This window comes from Micromonospora sp. NPDC047753 (genome assembly GCF_040642735.1).
In the GTDB taxonomy this organism is placed as follows: domain Bacteria; phylum Actinomycetota; class Actinomycetes; order Mycobacteriales; family Micromonosporaceae; genus Micromonospora.
The window spans coordinates 1-4,691 of record NZ_JBEYSL010000509.1 but is presented as its reverse complement, the minus strand read 5'-3'; the positions used below and the strand labels follow the sequence as shown (position 1 = coordinate 4,691).

Annotated in this window: 3 protein-coding genes and 1 pseudogene; 1 reads left to right on the top strand and 3 read right to left on the bottom strand. The window is 70.4% G+C overall.

The window, feature by feature from the left end; genetic code table 11:
* Window positions 1–107: 107 nt before the first annotated feature.
* Window positions 108–680, bottom strand: coding sequence for a peptidoglycan-binding domain-containing protein (locus ABZ749_RS29715; protein WP_357233594.1), 573 nt, complete (start codon window positions 678–680; stop codon window positions 108–110).
* 342 nt (window positions 681–1,022) lie between these two features.
* On the opposite strand from ABZ749_RS29715, the gene ABZ749_RS29710 reads away from it, so the two are divergent.
* On the top strand, window positions 1,023–3,836 hold the full coding sequence (locus ABZ749_RS29710; protein ID WP_357233592.1) for a BTAD domain-containing putative transcriptional regulator: 2,814 nt from the start codon (window positions 1,023–1,025) through the stop codon (window positions 3,834–3,836).
* Between the two features lie 13 nt (window positions 3,837–3,849).
* Here the strand turns inward: ABZ749_RS29710 and ABZ749_RS29705 are convergent, their stop codons facing one another.
* Complete coding sequence (locus ABZ749_RS29705) at window positions 3,850–4,485, bottom strand: alpha-ketoglutarate-dependent dioxygenase AlkB (RefSeq protein WP_357233590.1); 636 nt, start codon at window positions 4,483–4,485, stop codon at window positions 3,850–3,852.
* Between the two features lie 34 nt (window positions 4,486–4,519).
* A pseudogene (locus tag ABZ749_RS29700) lies at window positions 4,520–4,633 on the bottom strand (spore coat protein); the annotation flags it as partial.
* Window positions 4,634–4,691: the final 58 nt, after the last annotated feature.

Below are 4,691 nucleotides of genomic sequence, written 5' to 3'. Positions count from 1 at the left end.
TCCCCATGATCAGCCGGGGTCGATGCCACCGCCCCGCAGGTTAAAGATCAAGCTGGGGCAGCCGCCGGTTGAGATGTTGCCGGGGCGGACCGGGTAGCTGGGCGAGGTCAGCAGGTGCGGGAGTTGTAGGCGGCCCAGTAGGGGCCGCCGCCCTGAGGCGGGTAGAACCGGTAGTTTCCGTCGGGCGATCGCTGCAGGACGAACTGGTGCGAGCCGTACGGACTCCGGGAACCCGTCGCCCCGCGGTACACCACGTACGCCCATCCGTTCTGGCTGTCGTCCTGCACCAGCTTGTCGCCGGCCTTCGTCCAGCTGTTCCGGCCTGCGGAGCCATCCGCTGAGAGGCCCTTGTCGCGCTGGAAGTTCCTCGTCGCGGCATCGGTCTGGTCGCCGAAGACACCGTCGATCCCAGACGAGGGCAGGTAGCCATTCGCCCAGAGGATCGTCTGCCACAGACAGGCGACGTTCGAGTTGCGGTGCGTGGTGACGTTGGTGACGCCTTCGTCATCGAAGTCGTCAGACACCGCGCCGGTGCCATGGACGTACGCCCTGCCCGTGTAGGAGCCGCTGGCTGCGGCCGGCGTGGCGATGGTGACGTTGACGCCGATTGCCAACGCCGCGCCGATGGCGGGTACCGCAGCTCTCTTGAGGACGCGGCGGATGGAGCGGTGCGACGACATGCATCTCCTTCGGTCGGGAATCATGGGGGGCAACGGTGCTGGGCGACGCGCAGACGGCGGTGTCAGACCTGGCACGACGAGGCGAGGTGCCTCGCGCCAGGTGTGGATGGTCCCGTTTGGCTTCACTCCGTCGTCGTGCGACCAGTCCTGGCGATTGGTGCTCTTGGATGGAGCGGTGAGGACAGTAGAACCGTCCTCACCGCTCCGGGGCCCCCCGTGAAGAAGGTACGGTGGGGCCGGTACACCCGCCGCACAACTAACGCATAGATCATTACTCGCCCGCGTTGTCCGGGTGTTGTGCGCATTGCGGTACATGGCTGTGCCCACATGTGAGGTGCCTGGTTGCGTTTCGAACTCCTTGGCCCGTTCCGGGTGTACCGCGACGACCGGTCGGTTCCACTGGGCTCGGTGAAGCAGCGTCTCCTGCTGGCGACCCTGTTGCTGCGCCCGAATGAGGTCGTCGGCACCAACGAGTTGGCCGCGATGCTGTGGGGCGACGACGAGCCGGCGTCGGCCGCCGCGAATCTGCGCACCTATGTGCGCGGGTTGCGGCGGTCGCTGGGTGGTGGAGCGACCTGGGATGGGATAACCGCTGCGGCAGGCGGCTACCTGCTGCGGGTGGGCCCAGGCGAACGGGACCTGGACCTGTTCGACGCCGCGGCGGCGCGGGGCCGCGAGGCGCTCGCCGCTTCCGATCTGGACCGGGCTGAGGCCGAACTTTCCGCCGCAATGCGCCTGTGGCGTGGTGTTCCGCTGTCTGACCTGCCGCTGCGCTCGGCGCTGGCTCGGCGGGTGGCGCAGTTGGAGGAGCGTCGGCTGCTCGTCGAGGAGGACTACGCCGAGGCGATGCTGGCCCGCGGCGCGTCGGCCGACGTCGTGCAGCGGTTGCGCGGCCTGCTCGACCGGCATCCGTTGCGGCAGCGGGCGTGGGGCCAGCTGATGGTGGGCCTGTACCGCATCGGAGACGTAGCCGGCGCACTTGATGCTTTCCGGCAGGCCCGACAGAGGCTCGCGGAGGAGACCGGCCTCGATCCCGCGCCCGAGCTCGTCACGCTGTACGACGACATCCTGCATCACCGCCCGAGCCTGATGGCGCAACCGTCAACGGGGCCGGACCGGCCGGCGCCGGAGACGACAGGGGGGCCGCTCATTCAGCGCCCCGAGCAACTGCCGCGTGCGGTGCCGGAGTTCGTCGGACGCAGCGTCGAGTTGGCAGGCCTCGACGGGCTTCTGCACGGCGGGGCTGAGGGGCCGACGAGCGTGGCCATCTCCGTGGTGTCCGGCATGGCAGGAGTCGGCAAGACGGCCCTGGCGTTGCACTGGGCGCACCGGGTTGCCGACCGCTTTCCGGACGGTCAGCTCTATGTGAACCTTCGCGGCTACGACGAAGCCGGCGTGGTGTCCCCGTCCGACGCCCTGTCCGGCTTCCTCGAAGCGCTCGGCGTGCCGCACGCCCGGATACCCTCCGACATGGAGGCTCGGACTGGTCTCTACCGCAGCCTTCTGGCTTCGCGTCGGATGCTTCTGGTGCTGGACAACGCTCGCGACTCGGCCCAGGTGCACGCCCTGCTGCCCGGTGCGGGCAGCTGCATGGTTGTGGTCACCAGCCGTGATCGTCTCGGCGGCCTGATCGCCGCCGAGTGTGCCACTCCGTTGACACTGGACGTGCTGACGGCGGAGGAGTCGAGGAGCCTGCTCGCCAGACGTCTCGGGGTCAGCCGGCTCGCCTCCGAGTCGGTGGCGGTGGCCGACATCATCGAGGCCGCAGGCCGGCTTCCGCTGGCACTGTCGATAGTGGCGGCGCGTGTCGCGACCCATCCCACGTTCCCGCTCGGTGCGATCGCCGCCGAACTGCACTCGGCCGAGGCGAGGCTTGACGCGTTGGCCGACGGTGACGTCCGGCGCGTCTTCTCGTGGTCGTTCCTGGCCCTGGGGGCGGACGCGGCCCGGCTGTTCACCCTGCTGGGGCTGCATCCGGGCCCGGACCTGACCACCGCCGCGGCCTCGGCGCTCGCCGGTGTGTCGGCTGCTGCGGTCACGCCGATCCTGCGGGAACTGACCCGGCTCCATCTGCTGGCTGAGCACGTGCCCGGCCGGTTCGCCTTCCATGATCTTCTGCGCGCCTATGCGGCCGAGCTTGCACAGTCGTCGGAGCGCGGCGACGAACACGTCGCGGCCCGACGGCGCCTGTACGACCACTACCTGCATGCCGCCTATCCGGCCGCCCGGCTGCTCCAGCCGCAGTGGCCCCCGATCGAGCCGGTGCCGCCACTGTCCGTACCCGCCAGGTCGCCGGTGACCGATCACGACGGCGCGCTCGCCTGGTTCACGGCGGAGCATCGGGTGCTGGTCCGGGTGGTCCGACAGGCCGCCGAGAACGGCTTCGAGACGTACGCCTGGCAGATCGCCTGGGCGCTCACCACCTTCGTGGCGCCGCGCGGTCTCTGGCAGGACCAGCTTGCCATCCAGGAGGTCGCGTTGGGCGCCGCGGAGAAGATCGACGACCTCAGCGGTCAGGCCGTCGCCAACCGGCTGGTCTCCCGCGCGCTGACCCGACTGGGCGACCGCACCACGGCCGAGTACCGGCTCAAGCGTGCGCTCGAGCTGCACGAACGTCTCGGCGACCCGATCGGCCAGGCCCAGACGCTGCACAACTACTGCGAACTCAGCTACCTGGACGGCCGGCTCGACGAGGCGCTCGCACACGGTCGCGAGGCGCTGCGGCTCTACCGGCTGGTCGGCAATCACGCGGGCGAAGCCCGGACGCTCAACGCGATCGGTTGGCTGCTCGCCACCACAGGCGATTACGTCCAGGCCATCGCCAGCTGCACCGAGGCCCTCGACCAGCAACGACGGACCGACGACCGCAATGGTCAGGCTGCGACGCTTGACAGCCTCGGCTTCGCCTACGACCGCCTGGGTGAACGCGACCGCGCGGCCAACTGCTACGAGCAGGCGATCGAACTCTTTCGCGACTCCGCGGACCGGTATCACGAGGCGGAGACCCTCATCCGGCTCGGGGACACCCGGGAAGGGATGGGCGACCGCGACGCGGCCGCTGCCGCTTGGCGGCTGGCCGCGCGGATCTACGAGGACGTGGGCGATCCCGCAGCCGAGGAAATCCGCAGCCGCCTTGAACGTCTGGTCTCGTCCTAGTGCAGCCGCGGGGTCAGGCGACGTTGTGGGGGCGGAACTGGACGCTCACCCGGGGGCCCACCGGGCGGGTGGTCTTGGGGATGGCGTGTTCCCAGGTGCGCTGGCAGGAGCCACCCATGACGATCAGGTCGCCGTGGCCCACCGGGAAGCGCAGGCTCTCGCCGCCGCCGCGTGGGCGTAGGAGCAGCGGTCGGGGTGATCCGAAGGAGACGATCGCGACGATGGTGTCGGTGTGCGCCGAGCGACCGATGGTGTCGCCGTGCCAGGCCACGCTGTCGCGCCCGGAGCGGTAGAGGCACATGCCGGCGGTGACGAAGGGCTCGCCCAGCTCGGGCGCGTAGTGCTCGCTGAGTGCGGCCCGTGCGGAGGTGAGGACGCGGTGGGGGAGCTGCCTCGCCCCGTCGTACCAGCAGAGCAGGCGGGGCACGTCGACCTCGGCGTCATACATGGTGCGCCGCTCGGCACGCCAGGGCACCTCGCTGAGCAGGGTGTCGAGGACGGTGTCGGAGCCGCGCACCCAACCGGGGAGGTGGTCGACCCAGGCACCCCGGCTGAGCTGGTGCCGGCGGATCTGGCCGGGCAGTGGCCCCAGGGTCGGCCCGGCGTCGGCCAGGTCGAGCATCGACGGCTGGTAGGCGGCCTGCGTCATACGGCCACCCTAGCAGCAGTTTCGTACACCCGTACTAGTGGCGTCTGGCGTCGAACACCGCGTCCGCCACCCGCGCCCGGCCCTGGCCGTCGACGGTGGACCAGGCGCGCGCGGCGAGCGTCGCGCGCCGCTGCGGCGAGCTGAGCAGCCCGTGCAGTCCACGCTGCGGCTGGGCCACCCGTCACCGCACCGGGCGCACCCCGACT

Bases quoted from the DNA above. Each gene is read 5' to 3' on its own strand.
- ABZ749_RS29705 (WP_357233590.1), bottom strand. From the start codon at position 4,485: ATGACGCAGGCCGCCTACCAGCCGTCGATGCTCGACCTGGCCGACGCC.
- ABZ749_RS29715 (WP_357233594.1), bottom strand. From the start codon at position 680: ATGTCGTCGCACCGCTCCATCCGCCGCGTCCTCAAGAGAGCTGCGGTA.